A 23,760-nucleotide genomic window follows, 5' to 3' on the forward strand; every position below is an offset into this window, starting at 1 on the left:
GGGTTTAGGGTCTGCGCATGATACGTCTGCTGTCCCTGCTGCTCTGCGTCGCGCCCCTGCCCGCGCTGGCGCATCCCCATATCTTCATCGATACGGGGCTCGAGATCATGCTGGATGATGCGGGGGCGTTGACACAGGTGAAAGTCACCTGGACCTATGACGAGTATTATTCGCTGCTGATCACCGAAGAATTGCAGGTCGACCAGGATTTCGACGGCGTCCTGACCGACGAGGACAAGGCGCGGCTGACCGGTTTCGACATGAACTGGGTGCAGGGCTATAATGGCGACCTTGTTGCCGCGCTGGACGGTGCGCCGCTTGCGCTCTCCGGCCCGCAGGACGCCACCGCCACCTTGCAGGACGGGCGCATCACCACCACCCATGTCCGCAAGGTCACGGACCAGCCCGATCTGGCGGGCCACGTGCTGTCGCTGCACGCCTATGACGAGACCTATTATACCGCCTACGAGGTGTCCTTGCCGGTGCGGATCCTGCCGGCGTCGCTGTGCACGCTCGACAAGATCGCGCCCGATATTGACAGCGAACTGGAACAGATGCGGCAGATGCTGTTGACCATCAATGCCGATGCCGATCTCGAAGAGAATGACATTCCCCTGATCGGCGCCCGGTTCGCCACCGAGATTCGCGTTTCATGCCCAGACTCCTGATCGTTCCTGTTCTGCTGGCGCTGGCCTATGCGCTGTGGCTGTGGCTCAGCGGCGGTTTTGACCAGATCGCCACGCTTGCGGCGCAGGAGCAGCGCGAATTCCAGAACAGCATCGCCCGCACCCTGCGCGCCTTGCGCGGCGGGGGCGAAGGGTCGTTCCTGGTGCTGATGGTCGCCTGTTTCGCCTATGGGTTTTTCCACGCGGTCGGCCCCGGACATGGCAAGGTTCTGATCGGCGGCTATGGCTTGGGGCGCAAGGTGCCGGCGCTGCGGCTGGCGACGATTGGCATGGCCGCCTCGCTGGGCCAGGCGGTGACCGCGGTGGCGCTGGTCTATGCCGGGGTGTTCCTGTTGTCCCTTGGACGCGAGCAGATGGTTGGGCTGACCGAAGACATCATGGCGCCGGCCTCATACGCGGCAATCGCGCTGATCGGGGGCTGGCTGATCCTGCGGGGGCTGCGCCACGCGCGCAAACCCGAGCCCGCCCATGATCATGGCCATGGCCACCATCACGAACACGACCACGGGCATCACGACCACGGGCATGATCACGACGGCGTTTGCGGGTCCTGCGGCCATCGCCACGGCCCGACCCCCGAGGAAGTCGCCAGCGCCCGCACCCTGACCGAGGCGCTTGTCCTGATCGCGGGCATTGCCATCCGGCCCTGTACCGGGGCGCTGTTTGTCCTGCTGATCACCTGGCAGATGGGCATCCCGTTTGCCGGTATCGCCGGGGCCTTTGCGATGGCGCTCGGAACCGGGGCGGTGACGGTGGCGGTCGGGCTGGGCGCGGTTGGAATGCGCGGCGGGCTGATTGCCTCGCTCGCCAATGGCGGCCTTGCGGCGCGGCTGTTGCCGGCGATCGAGATCTTTGCCGGGCTGCTGATCGTGCTGATTGCCGGCGGATTGCTGCTGCGCACGCTGGGCTGATCCGCAGGCGGCGTTTCCCCGGTTGCATGTGACGGAAATCCGCGCGAGTTTCGGCGGAACAACCCAGCAAGGATAACTGTCATGGCCAAGGGATACTGGATCGGGCATGTCGACGTGGACGACATGGACACCTACAAGCAATACATCGCCGCCAACGCCGCGCCCTTTGCCGAGTTCGGTGGCCGGTTCCTGGTGCGCGGCGGCCAGCATCAGGTCCGCGAAGGATCGTCGCGCCAACGCACCGTGGTGATCGAATTCGACAGCTATGACACCGCGCTGGCCTGTTACGAAAGCACCGGATACCAGACCGCCAAGGCCCTGCGCGACCCGGTTTCAATCAGCGACCTCGTGGTGATCGAAGGCTATGACGGCTGATCCCGTGCCGGGCGGCCCGAAAACCGCCGCTTGCCTGCGGGTGCCGCAACAGGCCCCGGCAAGCGATGCGGCATGAACGGGAAACACAATAGGATTCGCTTGGCGAAGCCAGACAGACCGGATAACCTTTGCCAATGTTGAGCAAGCTTTTTGCCGCGTTTCGCGCCAGCAACACCGAAGACCTGCCCGACCCGGACGCCGAACTGGCCCTGGGTGCGCTCTTGGTGCGCGTGGCCAAGTCCGACCAGAATTACCAGGTCGAGGAAATCAGCCTGATCGACCGCATCCTGGCCCGGCTGTTCCAGCATAACGCCATCGAAGCGGCGAAAATTCGCGCGACCTGTGAAAAGCTGCACGCCGCCGCCCCCGAAACCGATACCTTTGCCAAGCTGATCCGCGAGACCACCGGGCTCGAGGAACGTCTGGCCGCGCTGGACGCGCTGTGGGAAGTGGTGCTGGCCGACGGCGACCCCAAGGAAGACGAATTGCGCGTGCTGGAAAGCGCCCGCAAGGCGATGGGGCTGAGCTTTATCGAGAGCAAGGCCGCGCGGGAAAAGGCCGAACAGGCCAATGGGGCGATTTCCTGACCCTGCCCCGCATTCTGCGGTTTGCGTTCGGCGGCGCTTTGCCTATATCTGACACATGTTTGGTGATTTCCTGAAACGGCTGACCCAGCCGGAACCCGCGCCGCTTGCCCATTCGGATGCACGGCTGGCATTGACCGCCCTGCTGGTGCGGGTCGCCCGTTCGGACAACGATTATTCCGCCGCCGAAATCTCGCGGATCGACCGGATCATCGCGGATCGTTATGGCCTGTCGCCGTTTGAAGCCACGAAACTGCGCGGACAGGCGGAAACCCTGGAATCCGAAGCCCCCGACACGGTGCGCTTTACCCGGGCCATCAAGGATGCCGTTCCTTACGAGGATCGCCGCTCGGTTGTGCAGTCCTTGTGGACCGTGGTTCTGGCCGATGGAGAACGCGCCGAAGAAGAGGACGCGCTGCTGCGGCTGGTAGCGAGCCTGCTGGGTGTCAGCGATGTGGATAGCGCGATGGCCCGGCAACACGCCGAGAAATCATGATTGCATACCTGGGCATGTATGACATGCCCGCGCTTCGCCCCGCCAATGACCGGTTCTGGGACAGGATCAGGGTGCGCCTGGGATTTGGCCCCGAGCGGCTGACCCGTGATCCGGACCCCTGGGAAATCTGGCAATCGGCCGACCTGCTGTTGGCGCAAACCTGTGGCATGCCCTATCGCACCCGGCTACATGATGCGGTGTCGCTGGTGGCGACGCCGGATTATGGCTTGGCCGGCTGCCCGCCCGGCTATTATCACTCGGTTCTGATCGCCCATGCCCATGCTCCGGGCGAGCAACCGCAGGATTTCGCGGGGCAAAGGTTTGCCTATAACGAAGCCTTGTCGCAATCGGGCTGGGCAGCGCCGATCAATCACATGAACGGCCTCGGGGTCACTTTTGCCACCCATATCAAGACCGGGGCCCACGCGGCCTCTGCCCGCGCGGTTGCCGAAGGGCGGGCCGACATTGCCGGAATCGATGCGGTAACATGGGCGCTGCTCTGCGAGCATGACCCGGTTGTGGGCGCCCTCAAGGTGGTCGGGACCACCCCGCCAACCCCCGGCCTGCCCCTAATCACCGCGCGGGATCGCGACGTCGCGCCAATTGCCGCCGCGATCCGGGCCGCCATCGGCGATCTTGCCACGCAAGACCGCGCCGCCCTGCACATCAAGGGGTTGATTGATATCCCGGCCACCGCATATCTGGCGGTTGCCAATCCGCCTGCACCTTGATCACAGGCGGGTTCCCCTTCGTCAAATCGGGCGATTCCATGCGGCCTGCCGGCGATTGCGCATTGCATTGAACGGAAATTTCATTCCTACTGCCGTACTGAAACCGCCACAATCACCGGATCACACGTGCAAGCCCCCCCTTCCGTCATCGAAATCAAGAACCTGCACAAGAGCTATGGCGAGCTGGAAGTGCTCAAGGGTGTGGACATCAATGCCCGGCGCGGCGATGTCGTATCGCTGATCGGGTCGTCGGGATCGGGTAAGTCCACCCTGCTGCGCTGTGCCAACCTGCTGGAAGACAGCCAGCAAGGCGACATCCTGTTCAAGGGCGAACCGGTGCTCTGGAAAGGGGATTCCCATCATCGCCGCCCCGCCGACGCCAGGCAGGTCCTGCGCATCCGCACCAACCTGTCGATGGTGTTCCAGCAGTTCAACCTGTGGTCCCACATGTCGATCCTGCAAAACGTAATGGAAGCCCCGGTAACGGTTCTGGGCCGGGACAAGGCCGAGGTCGAAGCGGCGGCGCGCCAGTATCTGGACAAGGTCGGGATCGGCAACAAATGCGATGTCTATCCGGCGCAGCTTTCGGGCGGGCAACAACAACGCGCCGCCATCGCCCGCGCCCTGTGCATGGAGCCCGAGGCGCTGCTGTTTGACGAACCCACATCGGCACTTGACCCCGAGCTGGAGCAAGAGGTGGTCAAGGTCATCAAGGACCTGGCCCGCGAGGGGCGGACCATGCTGATCGTGACCCACGACATGAAGCTGGCCCATGACGTGTCCGACCACGTGGTGTTCCTGCACCAGGGCCTGATCGAAGAACAGGGGCACCCGGATGAATTGTTCGGCAACCCCAAATCCGAACGCCTGCGCGGGTTCCTGTCTGCAACCCACGCCGCGTAAACAAGAAAAGCCAAGGGAGTACCATCAATGAAGCACCTGATCCTGAGCGCCGCCGCGCTGGCCGTGACCGCCGGCATGGCGATGGCCCAAGACAAGACCATCCGCATGGGCACCGAGGGGGCCTATCCTCCGTACAATTTCATCAACGACGCGGGCGATGTCGACGGCTTTGAACGCGAGCTGGGCGACGAGCTGTGCAAACGTGCCGCGCTGACCTGTGAATGGGTCAAGAACGACTGGGATTCGATCATCCCCAACCTGGTGTCCGGCAACTATGACACCATCATGGCCGGCATGAGCATCACCGACGAGCGTGACGAGGTGATCGACTTTACCCAGAACTATTTCCCCCCGACCGCCTCGGCCTATGTTGCCGCCTCTGACGGGGTCGACGTGATCGGCGGCGTTGTCGCCGCGCAGACCGCGACGATCCAGGCCGGGCATGTCGCCGCGAGCGGTGCCACGCTGGTCGAATTTGCCACGCCCGAAGAAACCGTTGCCGCCGTGCGCAACGGCGAGGCCGACGCGGTGTTTGCCGACCGCGACTATCTGGTGCCGCTGGTCGAGGAATCCGGCGGCGAGCTGGTCTTTGTCGGCGATGAAGTACCGCTTGGCGGCGGCATCGGCATGGGCCTGCGCGAAAGCGACAGCGAACTGAAGGAAAAGTTCGACGCCGCCATCACCACGATGAAGGAAGACGGCACGCTGAACACCATGCTGAAAAAGTGGTTCGGCGACGACACCACGACCTACTGACACCCGAGCATCAGGCCCGCCATCCCGGCGGGCCTGACCCCGGACCGCGGCATACCTCATGTTCTCTTATTGCAGTGACCCCGACACGCTTGGCACGCTCGCCTGGTTCTCGTGCTACCTGACGACCGGCGTGCACATGTCGTTCTACGTGGCCTTTTTCAAGGTCCTGCTGTTGCTGGCGATCACGGCACCGGTTGCGCTCGGGTTCGGATTTCTTGGCGCGATGGCGGCCCGGTCCCGCATCGCGCCGCTGCGCTGGCTTGGCAAGATCTACATCGCCATCGTGCGGGGCGTGCCCGATATCGCGTTTTTCCTGTTTTTCGTGATCGCGCTGGATCAGGCAGTCGAATACCTGCGGCACCGGGTCATCTGCCCCGACTGGGACCAGCCGGTCCGGCAAGGCTCGGATTTCGTGGTCTGCCAGGCCGCCAAGATGCCGCTGGGCAATGCGCCGCAATATATCCACGAAACCTATGGTTTCTTTTTGGCCGTCTTTACCTTTGCCATCGTCTTTGGCGCCTTTGCCGCCAACGTGCTGTATGGCGGCATGCGCGCGGTTCCCAATGCACAGCTTGAAACCGCCGAAGCCTATGGCATGACCCACCGCCAGACCTTCTGGCGCGTGCTTGTGCCGCAAATGTGGGTTTTTGCCCTGCCCGGCCTGTCGAACCTGTGGATGGTGCTGATCAAGGCAACGCCGCTGCTGTTCCTGTTGGGGATCGAAGACATCGTGTACTGGGCGCGGGAACTGGGAGGCACCAAGACCAGCAAATTCACCGATTATCCCCATGGCGACTGGCGCATGTGGTATTTCCTGTTCCTGCTGATCTTCTATCTCGGCTTCACCCGGGTTTCCGAAATCGCGCTGGAACGTGTGATGAAGCGCCTGACGCATGGACAGGCAACCTCGGGCGGCGAAGCCCAGAGAAAGGCGGCCACCTGATGTCGTCTTGCCAGCAAACCATCCAGGACTATGCCCTGCGCTCGGTCGGGTTCGGCGAGCGCCTGCTGCCACGCGAAGGCTTCACCCTATGCGAGCAATTCACCCTGATCGGTTCGGGGATGATCTGGAACGTCTATTTCGGGATCATGGCGCTGACCATCGGTTTCTTCCTCGCCACCGGGCTGGCCGTGGCCAAGGGCGCGGGCTCGCGCTGGATTCGCAAACCGGCGGAATGGTTCATCTTCGTCTTTCGCGGCTCGCCACTGTTCATCCAGTTCTTCTTTGCCTATTTCCTGTTTCTCAGCCTCAAGAGCAGCTACCCCGCCTTTGGCGCCTTTACCGCCGCGTGGCTTGGCGCGCTGATCGTGCTGTTCCTGAACACCGCCGCCTATACGGGCGAAATCTTCTATGGCGCGCTGCGCTCGATCCCCAAGGGCGATACCGAGGCCGCCGACGCCTATGGCATGACCGGCTGGCCTCGGTTCAAACGCATCATCTGGCCCACCATGCTGCGCCTGGCCTGGCCCGCCTATACGAACGAAGCGATCTTTCTGTTTCACGCAACAACGCTGGTGTTCTTCTCTGGCTTTCCCGCATGGCAACAACGGGGCGACGCGCTCTATTACGCCAGCTATTTCGCCGACAAGACCTTCAACCCGTTCATCCCCTACCCGATCCTCGCGGGGTATTTCATCCTCGTGACCCTGATCATCGTGGCGGTGTTTGGCCTGATCGGCAAACGGCTCAACCGCCACCTCCCCGCCGAACGCCGCCCCCGCCCCCGCTTCCGCACCACCCTGATCCGGTGAGGGAAGGAACGAAGACCTCGCACCATATGCCGACCTCGGACCCCATAAACATTGACGCGAGACAATTTAGAAGATTACGTCTGCTGCTCCAACCAGTGTTCGGCTGTTTCGCGAACCTCGTTTGGAATATCAGTCGCTCTCCGCGTCGCGAGGCACATCAGCACGCACTTAAAGATTGTCTCGAAAGCGAGAATTTCGCCATCTGACCTGAACAATTGATGTCTGAATGTCATGGACTTGGAACCCATCCCCATCACAGTGGTTTCCAACTTTATCGCGTCACCGGCAAGCAACTCAGCGTGAAAGTCGCTTTGAGCATTGACTACTGCGAATGAGAGCCGTCGACCGTCTCGCATATCATTTGCCGTCAGCCCCATTCTCGACTGGATTGCGAATACACCATCAGAACAGGCTGCGAAGTAGCGGGAAACGTTCATATGGCCAAGAAAATCGCAATCAGACGGATCTACCACTGAACAAAAAGAAGTCATCGCCGGCATGAATATCCTCCACGAATTTGTCCAACGATCATAACAACAACAAACACATTGCACAAAGAACCCTTAGGATTCGAAACCTACATCTTCTTGCTCTCCTATCCAGGTCGCCCATTCCGGCTGGCAGGAACACAGCGGATAGGTGGAGTTGCAATCCCATTCTGCCTGACGGTGTTAACGGAAGACCCAGTCTCCATAGGCAAGTCATGGCTCCATAATTTGATCAAATTCACATGACAGGCGCGGTTTCTTGCGGTACAGCTTGCCTCATAACTCCCGTTTCCCATCAGGATGGTCTTCATGGATCTTCGCGCTTTTCCAACCTTTCGAATCGCGGCATGCGATCTTAATGGACAGATGAGAGGGAAACGCGTTCCGGCGTCATTTGCCGAAAAGCTCGACAAGGGCGCCATTCGCATGCCCTATTCCGTGCTCAACGTCGACCTGTGGGGCGCCGATATCGAAGACAGTCCGCTGGTCTTTGAAAGCGGCGATGCCGATGGCATCCTGCGCCCGACCGAGCGTGGTCCGGTGCCGATGCCGTGGCTGGCCAAGCCCTCGGCGCTGGTGCCGATGACCATGTATACCGAACGCGGCGCGCCGTTTTCCGGTGATCCGCGCCATGCGCTGATCTCGGTGCTCGACCGCTATGCGGCGCGGGACTGGCGCGTGCTTGCGGCCACCGAGATGGAGTTTACGCTGGTCGATGACAGCGGCATGGCCCCGACCGCGCCGCTGAACCCGGTCACCGGCCGCCCCCTGTATGGCGAGGCGATCCTGTCCCTGTCGCAGATGGATGCGTTCGACGATTTCTTTACCGCGCTCTATGATGGCTGCGAAGCCATGGGCATTCCGGCGCAAACCGCGATTTCCGAAAGCGGCATCGGCCAGTTCGAAGTCAACCTGAACCATCAGGACGCGCTGCGCGCCGCCGATGACGCGTGGCTTTTCAAGGCTTTGGTGCGCGGTATCGCCCGCCAGCACGGGTTTGCCGCGACCTTCATGGCCAAGCCCTATTCCGATGATGCGGGCAACGGGATGCACGTGCATTTCTCGGTTCTGGATGCTGAGGGCAACAACATCTTCAACAATGGCGAGGCCAAGGGCAGCCCGGTCTTGCTGTCGGCGGTGGCCGGCTGCATCGCGGCGATGCCACCCAGCACGCTTATCTTTGCGCCGCACGGCAATTCCTATGACCGGCTGGTGCCCGGTGCCCATGCCCCGTCCAACGCCGCCTGGGCCTATGAAAACCGCACCGCCGCGATCCGCATTCCCGGTGGCCCGCCCGCCGCGCGGCGCATCGAACACCGGGTGGCGGGCGGCGACATCAACCCGTATCTGGTGCTTGGCGTGATCCTTGGCGCGGCCCTTACCGGGATCGAGGATTCAATGACGCCCCCCACACCGGTCACCGGGAACGCCTATGAAATCCGCGGGCTGCCGCATCTCGCGCCGAGCTGGGACGCGGCGATCGACGCCTTCGAAGCCGATCCGCTGATCGCGCGCATATTCTCGCCGCAGCTGATCCGCAACCTGGTGATGACAAAACGGCAGGAGCGCGAGGTATTTTCCCGTCGCGCCCCCGAAACACATTGGCTCAGCTACCTCGAGTCGGTCTGACCCCTCTTGCCGGGGCACCGGGCGGGTGCTATCCTGAATTTGATCAAATCCCTGGTGAACCATGAAAATCGGCATCCTGCAAACCGGACACGCGCCAGACAGCCTGCTGGCGTCCACCGGCAATTATGACTCGATGTTCCAGACCCTTCTGGACGGGCATGATTTCGACTTTGTCAATTTTGCCGTTGTCGACAACCAGTTCCCCACCGGGGCGGATGACGCCGATGGCTGGCTGATCACGGGGTCCAAGCACGGGGCCTATGAGGATCATCCGTGGATTGCGCCGCTCCAAGAGTTGATCCGCGATATCGTCGCCAGGGGCCTGCCGCTGATCGGAGTGTGTTTCGGCCACCAGGTCATCGCCCAGGCCCTGGGCGGCAAGGTCGAGAAATTCGCGGGCGGCTGGGCCGTGGGCGCGACCGAGTATGACCTGGGCGGCGAAACCCTGACCCTGAATGCCTGGCACCAGGACCAGGTGGTCGAGCTGCCCGAGGGCGCGCGGGTGCTCGCCTCGAATGACTTCTGCAAAAACGCGATCATTGCCTATGGCGATACGGTCTGGACGGTCCAGCCGCATCCCGAGTTCGGCAGCGATTTCATCGATGGGCTGATCCGCACACGCGGCAGGGGCGTGGTGCCCGATGACCAGCTGGCGGCGGCAACAAGGCGCTTGGCGGATCCGGTCGACAATGACAGGATCGCGGCGCAAATGGCCGCGTTCTTCAAGAAGGGACACAGCAGATGACCGACCTGAGCGACCGCCTGCCCGACGCCGCGCGCAGCTATCTCGAGGGGCGGCGGCTGGACGAGGTGGAGTGCATCATTTCCGACCTGCCCGGCATCGCGCGGGGCAAGGCGGTGCCCGCCAGCAAGTTCGCCAAGCAGGATTACTTTCACCTGCCCGACAGCATCTTTTACCAGACCATTACCGGCGATTGGGGCGAAGCGGCGGGCGAGGACGGCTTCATCGAAAAAGACATGATCCTGCGCCCGGACATGACCACCGCGACCGCGGCCCCCTGGACCGGCGACTGGACCTTGCAGGTGATCCACGACGCCTTTGACCGCAAGGGCAACCCGGTGCCCTGTTCCCCGCGCAACGTGTTGAAGCGGGTGGTCAAGCTCTACGAGGACCAGGGCTGGAAACCCGTGGTGGCGCCCGAGATGGAATTCTACCTGGTGGCGCGCAACGTCGATCCGGCCAAGCAGATCGAGCCGATGATGGGCCGCTCTGGCCGGCCGGCGGCGGCACGCCAGGCCTATTCGATGACGGCGGTGGACGAATTCGGGCCGGTGATCGACGACATATACGACTTTGCCGAAGCGCAGGGGTTTGAAATCGACGGCATCACGCAGGAGGGCGGCGCGGGTCAGCTTGAGATCAACCTGCGCCACGGGCATCCGGTCAAGCTCGCGGACGAAGTGTTCTATTTCAAGCGGCTGATCCGCGAGGCGGCGCTGCGCCACGATTGCTTTGCCACCTTCATGGCCAAGCCCATCGCCGAGGAACCGGGCAGCGCGATGCATATCCACCACTCGATCCTTGATGCGGACAGTGGCAAGAACCTGTTTTCCGGACCGCAAGGGGGCGAAACCGACGCGTTTTACCATTTCATCGGCGGGATGCAGCATCACCTGCCCTCGGCCATCGCGGTCATGGCCCCCTATGTGAACAGCTATCGCCGCTATACCCGCGATCACGCCGCGCCGATCAACCTTGAATGGGGCCGTGACAATCGCACAACCGGCATCCGCATCCCCCTGTCCGGCCCCGAAGCGCGGCGGGTGGAGAACCGGCTGGCCGGGATGGACTGCAACCCGTATCTGTGTATCGCGGCCTCGCTGGCCTGTGGCTATCTCGGGATGATGCATGAGCGCCGCCCGCACAAGCAATTCCGGGGCGATGCCTATGAGGGCGAAGAGGACATCCCCCGCGTGATGGGCGAGGCGCTGACCCTGTTCGAGAATGCCGCCGACCTGCATGCGGTGCTCGGCGAGGAATTTGCCCGTGTCTACAGCATTGTCAAGCGCGCCGAATACGAGGAATTCCTGCAAGTGATTTCGCCGTGGGAACGCGAGCATCTGCTGCTGAACGTCTAGTGGGCCCACTGGCACCGTGAGGTCATCATGAACCTGCTGTTCTCAAACGACCGGCGCGGCGAATTCCCCCAAAGCTGGTATGCCGCGACCGCACATGATGCCGCCCGCCACGCCCCCCTGCGCGGCGAAACCCGGGCCGATGTCTGTGTGGTCGGGGCCGGTTATACCGGCCTGTCCGCGGCGCTGCATCTGGCCGAGGCGGGAATGGATGTGGTGCTGCTTGACGCGCATCGCATCGGGTTTGGGGCCTCCGGGCGCAATGGCGGGCAGCTGGGCAGCGGCCAGCGCATGGATCAGGACGGGCTAGAACGCCTGCTTGGCGAGGGCGAGGCACACAAGCTCTGGCACCTGGCAGAGGATGGCAAGGCCCTGGTGAAATCCCTGATCGCGCGCCATCAGATCGCCTGCGATCTGAAACCGGGGGTGGCCCATACCGCCAGCTCGGGGCGCGACGTTGCCGAGTTGCACCGCTATGCCGAGCATCTCGAGGCGCGCTATGGCTATGATCAGATCGAGCTTCTGGACGCCGCCGCCTGCCACGGGCTCTGCCCCTCGCCCGCCTACAAGGGCGGCACGCTGGACTGGGGCGCGGCACATCTGCATCCGCTGAACTATGCGCTTGGCCTCGGACGGGCGGCGGCAGCGGCGGGCGTGCGCATATACGAGGAAAGCCACGTTCACCATATCGCCGAAGGCCGGCCCGCAACCGTGCAAACCGACAAGGGCCGGGTGATCGCCGATCATGTGATCCTGGCCTGCAACGGCTATCTCGGCGGGCTGAACCGCAGGGTCGCCGCGCGGGTGATGCCGATCAACAATTTCATCATCGCAACCGAACCGCTTGGCGCCGAAACCGCGCGGATTCTGACCCGGGATGTGGCGGTCGCCGACAGCAAGTTTGTGGTGAATTACTTCCGGCTGAGCGCCGACGGCCGCCTGCTTTTTGGCGGCGGCGAAAGCTATGGCTATACCTTCCCCGCCGATATTGCCGCCGTCGTGCGCAAACCGATGACCGAGATCTACCCGCACCTTGGCGATGTCGCGATCGAATATGCCTGGGGCGGGACCCTGGCGATCACCATGAAGCGGATGCCATTTCTCGCGCGGCTCGGGCCGAACATGCTGTCGGCTTCGGGCTATTCCGGGCACGGGGTCGGCACCGCAACCCATGCCGGGCAATTGATGGCCATGGCCGTGCGGGGCGAGGCCGAGGGGTTTGACACCATGGCCCGCGTTCCCGCGCCGGCGTTTCCGGGGGGCGCGATGCTGCGCTCGCCGCTGCTGGTGCTGGCAATGACCTGGTACAGCCTGCGCGACCGCCTGGGTACCTGAACCACCAACCGCGCAACATGCCCCCGTGATCGAGCCCCGCCGCATTGCGAACGCGGGCCGCGACCGACAGGCACGCCGGCAAAGCCCCCAAGGCGGGGTTCCGCCGGGCAGGCCCGATTTCCTATTGGCAGTCTTCGTCAACTGATTTAGTAAAGCCACAGGTTAAGTTAAGGAAATCGAAATATGACCTTGCCACCGAACGTCCATGACGCAGAACCCATCCCGCAATCAGCCCGTGACGCCATCGACGCGTTGATGCAGTCGGGCGACCTTTTTCGCTATACCGCGCCTGCCGACGCGCCGGTCGCGCTGCTCGAAGCCGAATTTGCCGCACAATTGGGCAGCAAATATGCGCTGGCGGTGTCGTCCTGCTCGGCGGCGCTGTTCCTGTCGCTCAAGGCGCTCGACCTGCCCCGCGACGCGCGGGTCCTGATCCCCGGCTTTACCTTTGCGGCGGTCCCGTCATCGGTGATGCACGCGGATTGCACACCGGTTCTGTGCGAAGTGGGCGAGAATTACCGTATCGACATCGCGGATTTTGAAGCCAAGCTCGCCGATGTGCAGGCGGTCATCATCAGCCACATGCGCGGACATACCAGCGACATGGACGCTATCATGGCGCTATGCGACGCGCGCGACATTCCGGTGATCGAAGATGCGGCGCATTCGCTGGGCACCACGTGGAACGGTCGCAACATCGGCACCATCGGCCGGATCGGCTGTTTCTCGTTCCAGTCCTACAAGATGATCAACGCCGGCGAAGGCGGCATCCTCATCACCGACGATGCCGATCTGGTGGCGCGTGCGGTGATCATGTCGGGGGCTTATGAGCACAACTGGCAAAAACACAGCGGATCATCGCCCAAATTGCAGGCCGCCTTTGCCCGATGGCAGAACCGGCTGCCACTTTATAACCTGCGGATGAGCAACCTTTCCGCCGTGGTTGTCCGTGCCCAGATTCCGGAACTGGACCGGCGGGTGCGTGATGGATTGGCGAACCACGACCACGTGGCCGCGCGGCTGAACGCCTCCCCGAATATCGAGGTGCCCGCGCCCTTGCCACAAGAAGTCCGCGCGCCGGATTCGATCCAATTCAACCTTGTCGCCATGGACGAATTCGAAATTCTGTCCTTTGCCGCCGCCGCCGAGGCGCGTGGGGTCAAGGTACAGATATTCGGTCAGAGCGCGGACAATGCCCGGGCCTTCTGGAACTGGCAGTTCATCCCCGACCTGCCGGAGCTGCCCCGCACCCGCGCCATGCTGATGCGCGCCTGCGACGTGCGCCTGCCCGTACGGCTGAGCAAGGCCGAGTTGAACGTCATTGCCGACATCATCCTGGGCGCGGTCGAGGATGTGATGGGTCCGGTTGCCGCTTACGGAACCTGATCACCCCGCATGGCGGAACCCCGGCTGGCCCCCATGGCCAGCCTGCCGCTTTCCGTTGCGCGCGGGGTTATTTGAGCTTGGACAGCTTGTTCTGAAGGTCGGCGAGCTGTTTCTTGATGTCTTCGAGATTCTCGGAGGCATCGTTGCCCTTGGAATCCTCGGCCAAAGGGCTGTTCCATGATCCGCCCATGCCACCGGTCATCGCCTTGAGGAACGCGGCCTGCTGCGCCTTCATCGCCTCGAAACCGGGCATCTTGGACATCGGGTTCATCGCCGACATGTTTTCCATCATCTTGGCCTGGTTCTCGCGCAGCATCTCGAACGAGCTTTGCAGGAACTGGGGCATCATGCCGCCGCCCGGCACCATGTAGCTGCGCACCAGGTCATTCAGCACCGTCACCGGCAGCACGTTCTCGCCCCGGCTTTCATGCTCGGCAATGATCTGCAACAGGTACTGACGGGTCAGATCATCCCCCGACTTGAGGTCAACGATCTGAACCTCGCGCCCGTCGCGAATAAAGCTCGCGATATCCTCCAGCGTGACATAGTCGCTGGTCTCGGTGTTATACAGCCGACGACTGGCGTATCGCTTGATAAGAAGGGGTTTTTCCATTTCCGCCACCGATCGTCCTCCCGAGACATGATGCATTGCAGAAAAGCCTATGCGAGTGCAGCACAAAAAGAAAGACCGCGCGGATCGGCATGGGAAATCTAAATTGGATCAGGCGCAAATTGCCGGCCTGATGCGGCCCGGCGACAGCCAGGCAAAAAAATGGGGACAGGTCTTGCGACCTGTCCCCGCGATTGCACCGGTTGGGAGGAGTTGGCGCAAATCGTAGCGTGCGCGCCTTACTTGGCGGCTGCTTTCTTGGCCGCAGCGGTCACGTCGCTGGTGGCTTTTTTGACGGCAGCAGTTGCATCTTCGGTGATGTCTTTGCCAGCGGCCATCAGCAGCTCGACGGTTTCGGTCTGAACTTTTTTCGCGATTTCGGCGAAGGCGGCCAGGTTTTCGGCAGCAACTTCAGCGGAAGCCGAAGCGAAATCGGTTGCGGCTTTGGCGTAGTCGGCCGGCTCGGCTTTCGCTTTGGAAACTTCACCCAGCTTGGCGATGGTGTCTTTGGTCCATTTGCTGGACAGCTCGGCCGATTTGGAAGCAGCGTCCAGAGCAACTGCGGACAGTTTCTCGTTCAGGGTCGCCTGGGTTTTGAAGGCTTCTTCCATTGCTTTGGTGTCAACGGGGAAGCTGCCCATCATGTCTTTCATGACGGCGGTGAAATCTTGGGTGTTTGCCATTGTCCTAATCCTTGCTTGTCTGACCGGGACGATCCCGTGTCTGTCTGCTGAGGACAATATGTATGCTGCGACGCGGCATTTCAACATTTTTTTGCTGCGCCGCAGCATAATTTTTATTTCCCTGACTTATCAGGCATTTGCCTTGATCTTCACATAGGTGCCCGGAGCCTGCGCAAGCGATGGGCGAGTCGAATCATGGATTTCGCGTGCTGGCACCTGCTTGCCAGAACGCTTTTTCAGCCAGCTTTCCCACCGCGGCCACCAAGAGCCGTCATGGCGTTGCGCGCCGGACATCCAGTCAGTGTCGGACAGCTTGAGATCCGAGTTGGTGTAATGCCCGTACTTGTTCTTGCTCGGCGGGTTCACGATGCCGGCGATATGCCCGGATTCCGAAACGATGAACTCCTTGCTGCGCGATCCCATCATCTGGACCCCGCGATAGCAGTCTTTCCAGGCCGCGATGTGATCCGTCTCGCAGGTCACCGCGAACAGCGGCACGTCGACATCCGAGATCCTGAGCGTGTGCCCGGCCAGATCGAAACCGCCCTGGGTGAACTCGTTGCGCTGGCAAAGGCCGCGCAGATATTGCACCGACATCTTGGCCGGCAGGTTGGCCCCGTCGCCGTTCCAGTAGAGCAGGTCGAAGGCCGGCGGCGCTTCGCCCATCATGTAGCTGCGGATGGCGGGTTTATAGACCAGGTCATTGGAACGCAGGAAGCTGAAGGTGCGCGCCATGATATATGAGGGCAGCACCCCCTTGTCCTTTACCTCGGCCTCGATCCCGTCGATGAAATCATCCGACAGGAAGGGCGTGAACTCGCCCTGGTCGCCAAAATCGGTCAGCGCGGTGAACAGCGTGGCGGATTTTACCGATTTGTCGCCCCGCTGTTTCAACAGCGACAGCGACAGCGACAGGGTCGTTCCAGCGATACAATACCCGACCGCGTTCACCTGGCTCGTACCGCAGATGGCCTTGACCTCTTCGATCGCCGCCAGATAGCCGTCCTGGATGTAATCCTCCAGCCCGGTGTCGGAATAGCTGGCATCCGGGTTGATCCAGCTGACCACGAACAGGGTATAGCCCTGCTCGGTAATCCACTTGATCAGGCTGTTCTGCGCCTTGAGATCCAGGATGTAGAACTTGTTGATCCAGGGCGGAAAGATCACCAGCGGGATTTCATGCACCGTGTCAGTCACCGGCTTGTACTGGATCAGCTCCATCATCCGGTTGCGGTACACCACCTCGCCGGGCGTGGTGGCGATATTGCCGCCCAGCTCGAACGCCTTTTCGTCGGCCAGCCGCACAACCAGCTCGCCGTTGTTCGCCTCGAGATCGGAAATCAGGTTCTCAAGCCCCGCCACCAGCGACTTTCCATCGGTCTCGATAGCCTTTTCCAGCGCATCCGGGTTGGTCGCGAAGAAATTCGTCGGTGCCATCATGTCGACGATCTGGTTGGCGAAATAGGTCAGGCGCTGTTTCTCTTTGCGGTCCATGTCCTGAACGCTGTCGACCGATTGCTTGATCGCCTCGGAATTGATCAGGTATTGCTGCTTGAGAAAGTTGAAATACGGGTGCTTGTCCCACAGCGGGTTGGAAAACCGGCGGTCCTGCGGCCCCGGGTCTGCCGGCGCGGCGAGTTTCCCCTTGGCGAGCGTCTCCTGCACCTCGGCGAAATGCTTGAGCGATTTCCCCCAATAGGCGACCTGCTGCTCGATCATCTTGGACGGGTTCTGCATCGCATCCGACCAATAGGCGGTTGCCGCTTTTGCAAACAGATCCTGTTTCGGCGCGTCCAGCGCGGCGTTGTGGCCGCTCTTGTGGGTCATGACCTCCATCAGACGCCGGGACAGGTTTTCAATTTTCTCCAAATTTTTCTGGAACTTCTCCAAGTGCTCACCGGATTTTTCGGTTGCGCCGTCTTGCTTGGTTGTCATTTTAAGGAATACCTCGTAATCTTGCTGCTGTGCAGAATAGCGTCGCCGGTTTCGGGGGGCAAAGCGACGAATGGTCCGACCCAAATTTGGGTCGTTTTAAACACTTGGAGTCCCGAAATGCGCTACATGATAACCTACGATTTGATGGAGGCGACTCGCAACACCAACCAGTGGATGGGCGCGTCTGCCCTGGCCCTTGCATCCTATCCGATATTCAGCATGATTCCAAATCCCGCGCTGAACTGGATGGCGGCATGGGGGGATGTCACGGAACGCACCTTTCAACGTATGGTTGTCAAGCCCGACTGGGGTATCCGCACTTTCACCTGCGAAGACGGCAAGGATCACCTGGTCAATATCGAAACCGTGGTTGAACGCCCCTTTGGCGACCTGATCCATTTCAAGGTGACGGGCCGCGAACCCAGCCCGCGCAAGGTGCTGCTTGTTGCGCCGATGTCGGGCCATTATGCCACGCTGCTGCGCAGCACGGTCAAGTCGCTGCTGGTGGATTGCGAAGTCTATGTCACCGACTGGCACAATGCGCGCGACATCCCGGTATCCGCGGGCAAGTTCGATATCGAGGACTATACGCTGTACCTCGTCGATTTCATGCGCGAGCTTGGCCCGGACACCCATGTGATCGCCGTCTGCCAGCCCGCGCCCCTGACGCTGGCCGCGACCGCCTATCTGGCCGAACAGGACCCCGAGGCACAGCCCTGTTCGCTGACGCTGATCGGCGGCCCGGTCGACCCCGACGCGACCCCCACCGACGTGACCGATTTCGGCCGGCGCGTGACCATGGGCCAGTTGGAAGAAACCATGATTCAACGTGTCGGGTTCAAGTATCCGGGCGTCGGGCGCTTGGTCTATCCCGGCCTGCTGCAATTGGCGTCGTTCATGTCGATGAACGCGGAACGCCATGCCAGCGCCTTTACCGACCAGATCCTGCGCGTCGCGCGTGGCGAGGCATCCGATCACGATGCGCATAACCGCTTCTACGACGAATACCTCGCGGTGATGGACATGCCCGCGGAATTCTACCTGTCCACCGTCGAGCGGATCTTCAAGGAACGCGAAATCGCGCGCAATGTCTTTGTCGTGGACGGGCATCAGGTTGATATCGGCAAGATCACCAATGTGGCGGTCAAATCCGTCGAGGGCGCCAAGGACGATATCTCGGCCCCCGGCCAGTGCATCGCAGCGCTTGATCTCTGCACCGGCCTGCCCGACAGCAAGAAGGCCAGCCATGTCGAACCCGGCGCGGGTCACTATGGCATCTTTGCGGGCAAGTCGTGGCGCGACAATATCCGCCCGCTGGTACTCGACTTTATCGACGCCAACAGCCGCTCGGCCCCCCGACCCGGTCGCAAGCGGGCGGCGAACAAGAATGTCGCCGCCGAATAGGCCGCGACTCCGATGAGCGATACCCCGTCCACCACCCTGTCCTGCACGTGCGGGAAGGTGCGTGGGCGGGTCCGGCCCGCCACCTCCAGAACCGGCACCCACCTGATCTGTCACTGTCGCGATTGCCGCGCGGTGGGGCGTTACCTTGGCGGCGGCGATGCCGGCCCGGACGGTGTCGACCTGGTGCAGACAAGCCCCGACACCATCGAGTTTGAAACCGGCACCGAATATCTTGCCATCCTGCGGCTCAGCCCAAAGGGACCGCTGCGCTGGTATGCCAGTTGCTGCAAGACGCCGATGTTCAACACTCTGGCGCGCCCCGGGCTGGCCTTTGTCACGGTGCTGCTTGACACCGCCGACAACCCCGAACTCTTTGGCCCGGTCGTTGCGCAGAGCTTTGTGCCGCAACCCGGCGGGCCGCCCCGGCACAAGAACGGCGGGCGCATGGTGTTCCGCGCCCTGTCCCGCATGATCGCCGCGCGGCTGTCCGGGCGGTGGCGGCAGACCCCGTTCTTTGACCTGCAAACCGGCGATCCGATCGCGCCGGTTCGCGTCTTCACCCGCGACGAGCGCAAGGCGCTTTACGACTGACCGGCAAGCCGCCGGCTCTCATCCCGTGTCCGAATGCATGGCCACCGGCAGGGAAATGCCGCGAAAGGGCGGAAAATCGGCGTAACGGTCCCGCCGCCGTGCCAACGGTTCACCAGGCACCTGCCCCGCCCGCAACAAGCAGCCCCGAGGCGCGATATAGCTGTCGATCCGCTGCAGCGGTACGGGCCGCCAGACCAGGTTGAAGGCGCAGAGCTTGGGGAAAAACCAGACCTCGGAATAGTCCAGGTGATCGTGCAGCCACCACGCCAGGTCCCGCCAATCGCGCCCGGCCTCGTATTGGTCGGCGAACCACGGGATCACCACCGAGGCCCCGGCGATGCGCTGATCCCCCTCGCCTCGATCCCAGATATGGCATTCCAGCGGGTTGTCGTTGCGCGCACAATTCAGGTGGTTTTCGTTGCCGTACCGGTTCAGCGCCGCAGACCGATATCCGGACCGCACCGCGATCCGGCCAAAGGTCTCTTCCAGCGGGTCCAGCAACAACCGGCAGAACGAGCGGCCGTTTTCAATGGCGCGGTCCGGATCGTCGGGAATATTGCTCAGCCGGTGCATGTTGGCGATCTCAGAATAGAGAAAATCGCGCATGTAGAAATACCGGGACAGCCGCACCCGCCCCAGGTTTTCAAGCCCCCGCATACTGCGCGGTGGCCGCATCAGGCATAGCCCGCCCAGCGAAACGAGCCATCCTCGGCAAGCGGCGCATGGGGGTTGTAGGCCACCTCCCAGATACAGCCGTCCGGTGCCCGGAAATAGCCGATATGCCCACCCCAGAAAACGTCATGCGCGGGTTTCAACACGGTTGCCCCGGCCTGTTCGGCGGCGCGCAGCACCTCGGCAACCTGCGCCTTGTCGCGCACGTTGCAGGCCAGCGTCATGGCCCCGTGCCCAAGCGTCTCGACGGGCAGCCCCATGTCACGCGCCAGGTCCGCGATGGGGTAAAGGCCAAGGGTCTGGCCAATGAGATCAAAGGCGATCACGCCTTCATTGCCCGGCACCCGCTGCCACCCCAGGCTTTCGTAGAAGGCCGCAGCTGCGTCGATGTCGGTCACGCCCAGCGTGACAAGGCTGATCCGTTGATCCATGTTCATGCTCCTTGTTCAGGTGTCCGGCAGGCGATGGCCCTCACGCGTCGATACGTCATCCGGCCCGGTCCAGGATATCGGCTACCGCCGCCTCGATCAGCCCCAGGCAGGTGTCGTCGGAAAAGCGGTGATCCGCATCCTTGACCAGCGTCAGCCGCATATCGGGACAATCCGCATGGTTCAGCAGGCGCAGCGCGGTTTCGGTGCTAACCGCGGTGTCATTCGTGCCTTGCAGGCAGCGTACCGGAAACGGCAGGGGCAGCGGCGCGCGCAGCACCAGCCGGGTGCGGCCATCTTCGATCATTCGCTTGCTGATGACATAGGGCTCCATGTAGTCAGACGGCAGTTCCACATGGCCGACCGTCTCAAGCGCCTGTTTCTGCGCATCGCTGAAACTGGCCCAATAGCCGTCCTCGGTAAAGTCGGGTGCGGCGGCGATGGTGACAAGCCCCGCGATGCGGTCGGGAATCGCCCGCGCCAGCAACAGCGCCTGCCAGCCCCCCATGGACGAGCCGACAACCACCAGCGGCCCCTCGGTCAGCGCGGTGACGGCCTCGAGCGTATCCTCGGCCCAATCGCCGATACAGCCCTCCTCGAACCGCGCGCTGCTTTGGCCGTGACCGGAATAGTCAAACCGCAGAAAGGCCTGCCCCCGCTGTTTTGCCCAGGCCTCAAGATGCACCGCCTTGGTGCCCTCCATGTCGGATTTCAGCCCGCCAAGGAACACGATGCAGGGCCCGTTCCCATCGCTCTTGTGATAGGCGATGCGCCGGTTCTGCGGGGTTTCAAGATAGGCAGGGTCGTGCATGGTTCCTCCGGAATTTTCGCCGATCATGCACGACCGGACGGCGGCTGCAAATGCCGAATTGAGCAAGGCCCCGCGCGCCACCGGGCCCGGCATGGCAACCCGCTTGTGGGTCGGGCGCAGAGTACGTAAGGCGGGGCCAACCACCAAGGATTGCCCATGTTCAGGATCATTCGCCTCATCCCCGTCCTGCTGTGCCTGTTGGCTGTCGCGCTGGCGACGGTCTGGGGGTGCCTGGCGCTCTGGTATCACGCGCCGCTGACCGGGCAGGGCAAACTGTTCGCGATTGCCGGATTCGCGGTGTTTGGCCTGATTGCCGGCACCCTGCTGTTTACCCGGCGCAGGATCGGGGCGCTCGGGCTGTTCGGGCTGGTACTGGCGGGCCTGTTGTTCTGGTGGAATGGCATCACCCCGCCCGCCGAACGCAACTGGGCGCCGGATGTGGCGCGACAGGTGACAGGCCAGATCGACGGTGACATCCTGACGCTCGACAACCTGCGCAATTTCGACTGGCACGGCCCGGACAAGGCCACCGCCCAGTGGGAAACCCGCAGCTATGACCTGGCGCAATTGCAGACGGTGGACATGTTCCTGTCCTATTGGGCGGGTCCGCTGATGGCGCATTTCATCGTCAGCTTTGGCTTTTCCGACGGGGAACACCTCGCCTGGTCGGTCGAGGTCCGGCGCGAGTCGGATGGGGCGTTTTCCCCTATCGCCGATGCGTTCAAATCCAATACGCTGGTCATCGTCGCCGCGGATGAGCGCGACGTGGTGGGGGTTCGCTCGAACCTGCGCAACGAAGACGTGCAGCTGTTTCGCCTTGCCGCCGATCCGCAGGTCGCGCGCGCCTTGCTGACCGAATATGTGCGCGATGCCAACGCGCTCGCCCAACAGCCCGCGTTCTACAACTCGCTGACCACAAATTGCACCACCGTGGTGGTGCGGATGATGCAGGCCATCGGCAACGGGCTGCCGCTGGACTGGCGGTTGCTGGTGAACGGATACCTGCCCGATTACGCCTATGACCATCAGGCGCTCGACATGCGCCACACGCTGCCCGATCTGCGCGCACTGGGCCGCATCGACCCCCGCGCAAGGGCGCATGGGTTGAAGCCCGGCTTTTCCGGGGCGATCCGGCGCGACGTGCCCCGGCCGGACTAGGTTTCCGCGCGCCCTTGCCCGGTTTCAATCCGGGACAAGCACCCGCACCACCGGCACGTCGTTCAGCACCTCGACAAGCGTGGGCGGCTGCACCTTGGTGTCGAAATTGTCCTTTTCCAGGCTCGACCCGATCAGCTGCACCACTTCGGGAGACCCGGCAAACTTGGAATGGGTGCCCGAGGCGGAATCGTCGATCTCGCTCAGGTCGATCACCGTCACGCCAAGCGCCGACAATTCCCCGGCATCCGCCGCGCCGACCCGCTCGACACCACCCGAAATGCGCCGCGACACCATCAACGCCCGGTCGTCGCGGGACACGAAGACAAAGAAATTGCCGGTCTTGCCCTTCATCCGGCCCAGCTGGGTCTTGAACAGGTCCAGATCGATATCCGGTGCCGCGAACATGACGTTGTCCACTCCGCGAAACGCGTCCGGCCTGTCGGAAACGCTCGCCTCGACCAGCGCTTCGACCGTCAGCAACGAGCCCATGGAATGCGCGAACAGGTCAACGCCCCGTGCCTGCGATCCACGCAGCATCCGCGCCGTGTTCAACAGCTGTGGCCGCGCCGCCAGGGCGCTGTTCAGGTCATAGACGTAATGCGAGGCCTTGCCCGCGGAGGCCCAGGAAAACAGCACCGGCACACCGGAAAAATTCGTGTCCTCGACAAATTGCGCGATCCGCAGCACGGAATCGGTAAAGGTGTTGTTATAGCCATGGATGAACAGCAGAACATCGCGATCCTGTGGCGCGCGGCGCGCCAGTTCGGCGTTGATCCCGGCAACGAAAGAATTCGCATTGGCATAGACGGCAGGTTCGATCACGGCGAATTCCGTGCGGGGGTCGGGAGGCAGCCGTTTCGGCCGTTCGATCATGCCCGGTTGGTGGCTGGGCGGAATCGACACCACCACCGAGGACAGCCCAAGCTCCGGTGCCCGCTCGCCCGAATAGAACACCCCGATCGCCTCGGTCGCCTCGCGGGTGGTGGCGATGAATATCTTCTGGCGGCTGGCATCGGTCACGCCCAGCACCGGCTCGGTCCCGTTGTCGATACCGATCAAATCCGGCGGGCGCGTACAGGAGAACAGGCCAAGGCACAACAGCAGGGCGGCAAGCGCGCGAAGGGCGGAAATCATGATGTGACACTCCGGGTCAGGTCCCATGCGGCCCCGGACATTCGGGCCGTGAACCATTTGGCGCGGACTATCACGACCTGCTGCCGGGCTGACAAGTCCCCAACTGTTGCAATAGGCGGTTGACTTGGCCCGGAACCCGGCCCAAACAGTCGCCCGCAGACATAACCCGCAACCGGGCGTTCAGTGGGCGCCAAACCGACGAGGA

General features: G+C 62.4%; 26 protein-coding genes. 18 read left to right on the forward strand and 8 right to left on the reverse strand.

Annotation, left to right across the window (positions count from 1 at the left end):
• The first annotated feature begins 17 nt into the window (after positions 1-17).
• The 10 genes from ACP15R_RS02260 (at position 18) to ACP15R_RS02305 (ending at position 7,194) form a co-directional block, all read left to right on the forward strand.
• On the forward strand, positions 18-668 hold the full coding sequence (locus ACP15R_RS02260) for a DUF1007 family protein (protein WP_424984743.1): 651 nt from the start codon (positions 18-20) through the stop codon (positions 666-668).
• Positions 653-1,597, forward strand: coding sequence for a nickel/cobalt transporter (locus ACP15R_RS02265; RefSeq protein WP_424984744.1), 945 nt, complete (start codon positions 653-655; stop codon positions 1,595-1,597). The genes ACP15R_RS02260 and ACP15R_RS02265 overlap by 16 nt, the downstream gene beginning before the upstream one ends.
• A gap of 81 nt (positions 1,598-1,678) precedes the next feature.
• Positions 1,679-1,972, forward strand: coding sequence for a DUF1330 domain-containing protein (locus ACP15R_RS02270; protein WP_424984745.1), 294 nt, complete (start codon positions 1,679-1,681; stop codon positions 1,970-1,972).
• 134 nt (positions 1,973-2,106) lie between these two features.
• Positions 2,107-2,559 carry a TerB family tellurite resistance protein gene (locus ACP15R_RS02275; RefSeq protein WP_424984746.1) on the forward strand — a complete coding sequence of 151 codons (453 nt, stop codon included), beginning with the start codon at positions 2,107-2,109 and terminating at the stop codon, positions 2,557-2,559.
• Positions 2,560-2,614: 55 nt separating this feature from the next.
• The gene (locus tag ACP15R_RS02280) at positions 2,615-3,052 is read left to right on the forward strand and encodes a TerB family tellurite resistance protein (protein WP_424984747.1); all 438 of its coding nucleotides are present in this window, start codon (positions 2,615-2,617) and stop codon (positions 3,050-3,052) included.
• Positions 3,049-3,783, forward strand: a complete 735-nt coding sequence (locus tag ACP15R_RS02285) for a phosphate/phosphite/phosphonate ABC transporter substrate-binding protein (RefSeq protein ID WP_424984748.1) — start codon at positions 3,049-3,051, stop codon at positions 3,781-3,783. Before ACP15R_RS02280 ends, ACP15R_RS02285 begins: the two co-directional genes overlap by 4 nt.
• A 126-nt stretch (positions 3,784-3,909) precedes the next feature.
• Positions 3,910-4,686, forward strand: coding sequence for an ABC transporter ATP-binding protein (locus ACP15R_RS02290; RefSeq protein WP_424984749.1), 777 nt, complete (start codon positions 3,910-3,912; stop codon positions 4,684-4,686).
• A 27-nt stretch (positions 4,687-4,713) separates the two neighbouring features.
• Positions 4,714-5,442 (forward strand): transporter substrate-binding domain-containing protein, encoded by a 729-nt coding sequence (locus ACP15R_RS02295; protein WP_424984750.1) that lies wholly within the window; start codon positions 4,714-4,716, stop codon positions 5,440-5,442.
• A gap of 58 nt (positions 5,443-5,500) precedes the next feature.
• Positions 5,501-6,385, forward strand: a complete 885-nt coding sequence (locus ACP15R_RS02300; protein ID WP_424984751.1) for an ABC transporter permease — start codon at positions 5,501-5,503, stop codon at positions 6,383-6,385.
• A complete protein-coding gene (locus ACP15R_RS02305; protein WP_424984752.1) occupies positions 6,385-7,194 on the forward strand; it encodes an ABC transporter permease in 810 nt (269 codons plus the stop codon). The genes ACP15R_RS02300 and ACP15R_RS02305 overlap by 1 nt, the downstream gene beginning before the upstream one ends.
• 74 nt (positions 7,195-7,268) lie before the next feature.
• Here ACP15R_RS02305 and ACP15R_RS02310 read toward each other — a convergent pair whose 3' ends face one another.
• Positions 7,269-7,694 (reverse strand): acyl-CoA thioesterase, encoded by a 426-nt coding sequence (locus ACP15R_RS02310; protein ID WP_424984753.1) that lies wholly within the window; start codon positions 7,692-7,694, stop codon positions 7,269-7,271.
• Positions 7,695-8,048: 354 nt separating this feature from the next.
• Here ACP15R_RS02310 and ACP15R_RS02315 point away from each other — a divergent pair, with 354 nt between their 5' ends.
• The 5 genes from ACP15R_RS02315 (at position 8,049) to ACP15R_RS02335 (ending at position 14,129) form a co-directional block, all read left to right on the forward strand.
• Complete coding sequence (locus ACP15R_RS02315; RefSeq protein ID WP_424984754.1) at positions 8,049-9,311, forward strand: glutamine synthetase family protein; 1,263 nt, start codon at positions 8,049-8,051, stop codon at positions 9,309-9,311.
• A 61-nt stretch (positions 9,312-9,372) separates the two neighbouring features.
• The gene (locus tag ACP15R_RS02320) at positions 9,373-10,056 is read left to right on the forward strand and encodes a type 1 glutamine amidotransferase (protein ID WP_424984755.1); all 684 of its coding nucleotides are present in this window, start codon (positions 9,373-9,375) and stop codon (positions 10,054-10,056) included.
• Entirely contained in the window at positions 10,053-11,411 is a 1,359-nt protein-coding gene (locus ACP15R_RS02325; RefSeq protein ID WP_424984756.1) for a glutamine synthetase family protein, read from the forward strand. Before ACP15R_RS02320 ends, ACP15R_RS02325 begins: the two co-directional genes overlap by 4 nt.
• A 27-nt stretch (positions 11,412-11,438) precedes the next feature.
• Positions 11,439-12,743, forward strand: coding sequence for an NAD(P)/FAD-dependent oxidoreductase (locus tag ACP15R_RS02330; RefSeq protein ID WP_424984757.1), 1,305 nt, complete (start codon positions 11,439-11,441; stop codon positions 12,741-12,743).
• Positions 12,744-12,926: 183 nt separating this feature from the next.
• Entirely contained in the window at positions 12,927-14,129 is a 1,203-nt protein-coding gene (locus ACP15R_RS02335) for a DegT/DnrJ/EryC1/StrS family aminotransferase (RefSeq protein WP_424984758.1), read from the forward strand.
• Positions 14,130-14,196: 67 nt separating this feature from the next.
• On the opposite strand, the gene phaR is transcribed toward ACP15R_RS02335, so the two are convergent.
• The 3 genes from phaR to ACP15R_RS02350 form a co-directional block, all read right to left on the reverse strand.
• The gene (phaR, locus tag ACP15R_RS02340) at positions 14,197-14,742 is read right to left on the reverse strand and encodes a polyhydroxyalkanoate synthesis repressor PhaR (RefSeq protein WP_424984759.1); all 546 of its coding nucleotides are present in this window, start codon (positions 14,740-14,742) and stop codon (positions 14,197-14,199) included.
• A gap of 236 nt (positions 14,743-14,978) precedes the next feature.
• Positions 14,979-15,422 carry a phasin family protein gene (locus ACP15R_RS02345; RefSeq protein ID WP_424984760.1) on the reverse strand — a complete coding sequence of 148 codons (444 nt, stop codon included), beginning with the start codon at positions 15,420-15,422 and terminating at the stop codon, positions 14,979-14,981.
• Positions 15,423-15,551: 129 nt separating this feature from the next.
• Positions 15,552-17,249: a PHA/PHB synthase family protein gene (locus tag ACP15R_RS02350; RefSeq protein WP_424984761.1), complete on the reverse strand. Its 1,698-nt coding sequence runs from the start codon at positions 17,247-17,249 to the stop codon at positions 15,552-15,554.
• Positions 17,250-17,474: 225 nt separating this feature from the next.
• On the opposite strand from ACP15R_RS02350, the gene phaZ reads away from it, so the two are divergent.
• Positions 17,475-18,761, forward strand: coding sequence for a polyhydroxyalkanoate depolymerase (phaZ, locus tag ACP15R_RS02355; RefSeq protein WP_424984762.1), 1,287 nt, complete (start codon positions 17,475-17,477; stop codon positions 18,759-18,761).
• Positions 18,762-18,773: 12 nt separating this feature from the next.
• Positions 18,774-19,352: a DUF6151 family protein gene (locus tag ACP15R_RS02360; protein WP_424984763.1), complete on the forward strand. Its 579-nt coding sequence runs from the start codon at positions 18,774-18,776 to the stop codon at positions 19,350-19,352.
• Positions 19,353-19,370: 18 nt separating this feature from the next.
• Here ACP15R_RS02360 and ACP15R_RS02365 read toward each other — a convergent pair whose 3' ends face one another.
• The 3 genes from ACP15R_RS02365 to ACP15R_RS02375 are packed head-to-tail and all read right to left on the reverse strand — an operon-like array spanning position 19,371 to position 21,263.
• Positions 19,371-20,027, reverse strand: coding sequence for a hypothetical protein (locus ACP15R_RS02365; RefSeq protein WP_424984764.1), 657 nt, complete (start codon positions 20,025-20,027; stop codon positions 19,371-19,373).
• Positions 20,027-20,455, reverse strand: a complete 429-nt coding sequence (locus ACP15R_RS02370) for a VOC family protein (RefSeq protein ID WP_424984765.1) — start codon at positions 20,453-20,455, stop codon at positions 20,027-20,029. Before ACP15R_RS02370 ends, ACP15R_RS02365 begins: the two co-directional genes overlap by 1 nt.
• A gap of 55 nt (positions 20,456-20,510) precedes the next feature.
• Entirely contained in the window at positions 20,511-21,263 is a 753-nt protein-coding gene (locus tag ACP15R_RS02375) for an alpha/beta fold hydrolase (RefSeq protein WP_424984766.1), read from the reverse strand.
• A gap of 156 nt (positions 21,264-21,419) precedes the next feature.
• On the opposite strand from ACP15R_RS02375, the gene ACP15R_RS02380 reads away from it, so the two are divergent.
• The gene (locus tag ACP15R_RS02380) at positions 21,420-22,421 is read left to right on the forward strand and encodes a DUF4105 domain-containing protein (protein ID WP_424984767.1); all 1,002 of its coding nucleotides are present in this window, start codon (positions 21,420-21,422) and stop codon (positions 22,419-22,421) included.
• A 24-nt stretch (positions 22,422-22,445) separates the two neighbouring features.
• Here the strand turns inward: ACP15R_RS02380 and ACP15R_RS02385 are convergent, their stop codons facing one another.
• Positions 22,446-23,555: an alpha/beta hydrolase gene (locus tag ACP15R_RS02385; RefSeq protein ID WP_424984768.1), complete on the reverse strand. Its 1,110-nt coding sequence runs from the start codon at positions 23,553-23,555 to the stop codon at positions 22,446-22,448.
• Between the last annotated feature and the right edge of the window lie 205 nt (positions 23,556-23,760).

This window comes from Microbulbifer sp. S227A (assembly GCF_049800935.1).

Bases quoted from the DNA above. Each gene is read 5' to 3' on its own strand.
- ACP15R_RS02260 (WP_424984743.1), top strand. From the start codon at position 18: ATGATACGTCTGCTGTCCCTGCTGCTCTGCGTCGCGCCCCTGCCCGCG.
- ACP15R_RS02265 (WP_424984744.1), top strand. From the start codon at position 653: ATGCCCAGACTCCTGATCGTTCCTGTTCTGCTGGCGCTGGCCTATGCG.
- ACP15R_RS02270 (WP_424984745.1), top strand. From the start codon at position 1,679: ATGGCCAAGGGATACTGGATCGGGCATGTCGACGTGGACGACATGGAC.
- ACP15R_RS02275 (WP_424984746.1), top strand. From the start codon at position 2,107: ATGTTGAGCAAGCTTTTTGCCGCGTTTCGCGCCAGCAACACCGAAGAC.
- ACP15R_RS02280 (WP_424984747.1), top strand. From the start codon at position 2,615: ATGTTTGGTGATTTCCTGAAACGGCTGACCCAGCCGGAACCCGCGCCG.
- ACP15R_RS02285 (WP_424984748.1), top strand. From the start codon at position 3,049: ATGATTGCATACCTGGGCATGTATGACATGCCCGCGCTTCGCCCCGCC.
- ACP15R_RS02295 (WP_424984750.1), top strand. From the start codon at position 4,714: ATGAAGCACCTGATCCTGAGCGCCGCCGCGCTGGCCGTGACCGCCGGC.
- ACP15R_RS02300 (WP_424984751.1), top strand. From the start codon at position 5,501: ATGTTCTCTTATTGCAGTGACCCCGACACGCTTGGCACGCTCGCCTGG.
- ACP15R_RS02305 (WP_424984752.1), top strand. From the start codon at position 6,385: ATGTCGTCTTGCCAGCAAACCATCCAGGACTATGCCCTGCGCTCGGTC.
- ACP15R_RS02310 (WP_424984753.1), bottom strand. From the start codon at position 7,694: ATGCCGGCGATGACTTCTTTTTGTTCAGTGGTAGATCCGTCTGATTGC.
- ACP15R_RS02315 (WP_424984754.1), top strand. From the start codon at position 8,049: ATGAGAGGGAAACGCGTTCCGGCGTCATTTGCCGAAAAGCTCGACAAG.
- ACP15R_RS02320 (WP_424984755.1), top strand. From the start codon at position 9,373: ATGAAAATCGGCATCCTGCAAACCGGACACGCGCCAGACAGCCTGCTG.
- ACP15R_RS02325 (WP_424984756.1), top strand. From the start codon at position 10,053: ATGACCGACCTGAGCGACCGCCTGCCCGACGCCGCGCGCAGCTATCTC.
- ACP15R_RS02330 (WP_424984757.1), top strand. From the start codon at position 11,439: ATGAACCTGCTGTTCTCAAACGACCGGCGCGGCGAATTCCCCCAAAGC.
- ACP15R_RS02335 (WP_424984758.1), top strand. From the start codon at position 12,927: ATGACCTTGCCACCGAACGTCCATGACGCAGAACCCATCCCGCAATCA.
- phaR (WP_424984759.1), bottom strand. From the start codon at position 14,742: ATGGAAAAACCCCTTCTTATCAAGCGATACGCCAGTCGTCGGCTGTAT.
- ACP15R_RS02345 (WP_424984760.1), bottom strand. From the start codon at position 15,422: ATGGCAAACACCCAAGATTTCACCGCCGTCATGAAAGACATGATGGGC.
- ACP15R_RS02350 (WP_424984761.1), bottom strand. From the start codon at position 17,249: ATGACCCACAAGAGCGGCCACAACGCCGCGCTGGACGCGCCGAAACAG.
- phaZ (WP_424984762.1), top strand. From the start codon at position 17,475: ATGCGCTACATGATAACCTACGATTTGATGGAGGCGACTCGCAACACC.
- ACP15R_RS02360 (WP_424984763.1), top strand. From the start codon at position 18,774: ATGAGCGATACCCCGTCCACCACCCTGTCCTGCACGTGCGGGAAGGTG.
- ACP15R_RS02365 (WP_424984764.1), bottom strand. From the start codon at position 20,027: ATGCGGCCACCGCGCAGTATGCGGGGGCTTGAAAACCTGGGGCGGGTG.
- ACP15R_RS02370 (WP_424984765.1), bottom strand. From the start codon at position 20,455: ATGGATCAACGGATCAGCCTTGTCACGCTGGGCGTGACCGACATCGAC.
- ACP15R_RS02375 (WP_424984766.1), bottom strand. From the start codon at position 21,263: ATGCACGACCCTGCCTATCTTGAAACCCCGCAGAACCGGCGCATCGCC.
- ACP15R_RS02380 (WP_424984767.1), top strand. From the start codon at position 21,420: ATGTTCAGGATCATTCGCCTCATCCCCGTCCTGCTGTGCCTGTTGGCT.
- ACP15R_RS02385 (WP_424984768.1), bottom strand. From the start codon at position 23,555: ATGATTTCCGCCCTTCGCGCGCTTGCCGCCCTGCTGTTGTGCCTTGGC.